General features: G+C 58.8%; 1 pseudogene. It reads left to right on the top strand.

Annotated elements, in window-relative coordinates:
- The first annotated feature begins 426 nt into the window (after window positions 1-426).
- Window positions 427-698, top strand: a pseudogene (locus NKI05_RS32170) (type II toxin-antitoxin system ParD family antitoxin).
- Window positions 699-1,295 lie beyond the last annotated feature (597 nt).

The following is a 1,295-nucleotide window of genomic DNA, read 5'->3' as shown; positions in this document are numbered from 1 at the left end:
TAACCTGAAGGTCACAGGTTCAAATCCTGTCCCCGCAACCAACAAAAAAAGCCCGCTTCACGCGGGCTTTTTGCGTTCGGACCGTGATCGATGGCGATTTTAACCTGCACCAGGGGTCGGAAGCAGGCGAAGCCGACCGTGGGACAGAAAAGCCAAATCATGACCCCCAACCGCCCGCAGCTCGCAGGCCTTTTGTATTCGGCACCTTTGCCCACGCGAAGCCGGTTGGCTCCCGGCTCTGTCAGCGCGGCAACCGCCACGCGCCGGCGCGATGGTGACCGGACGCTTTGGATCCTGCAAAACCAGGCGACGAACCATTCTCTCGCCATCAGATCTTGGAAAACGAACCGTGATCGTGCGCTTCCAATCATTGCTATCTATTGTTACCGGGCTTTGATCGGCGCCATAATCTTCCAGGAGGTTGCCGTGCCCGACTACGCTCTGAACGACCACTATGAGAGCTTTACCAGGAAGCAGCTCGAATCAGGCCGCTACAACAATGCCAGTGAGGTTGTTCGCGCCGGCCTGCGTATGCTCGAGGATTTCGAGGCGGAGCGGGAAAGATGGTTGCGCGAGGAGGTTCCGGCGCGCCTGACCGAGCTCCGGCAGGATCCGGCTAAACTAAGGGCATCCCTGTCGAGACAGTTTTTTCGCGGCTCGAGGCGCGTCATCACGCGAAGCAGGCGAAAGCCAAATAGGCAATGGAGTACCGCATTGTCTTCCACCCCAAGGCGGAAACTGAACTCGACCAGCTCTATGACGACATAGCCGACCCGTGCGTCGCCGGCGATCGCTTGGAATTTCGTTGTCGGCATCCGCGACCATTGCCTGAGCGTGTCGACTTTTCCACAGTGCGGCACAGAGCGGGTCGAGATCATGCCTGGTCCGCGGATCATCGGCTGGCGACGTGCCGTCAGCATTGCTTTCGCAGTCGATGCCGAACGGGTCTGGTCCTGGGTATTTTTTCGCCGGCCGCAACATCACGGCGGAATTGCTGGAAGGCCGGCTCTGAAGCGCTGCTTAGGCTGGCGTGGGGATCGACACTCGCCAGGAGGCGATTCTCAGGCCGATGGCACGCACCTGCCGCCGCCTAGAGATGGGAGCTTGGTAGAAGAGTGATCCTCAGCGGAACACCACTCACAATTTCAGCCAAGCCAGCTCACGAATTTCCGCCCCGTGGATATCTCCACGAGAAATCGAAAAAACATCGTCGATGACTGTTGACAGTTCTGGTTGGTGGCGACTATATACGCCTCACGAACGAGGGCGGTGCGCCGCTGGCGGCGAAGCAGTTT

Origin of the sequence: Mesorhizobium sp. M0771 (assembly GCF_040320155.1) — a bacterium.
GTDB lineage: Bacteria > Pseudomonadota > Alphaproteobacteria > Rhizobiales > Rhizobiaceae > Mesorhizobium.
Note: the sequence above shows the minus strand (reverse complement) of the source record. Positions and strands in the feature narration are given on the sequence as shown.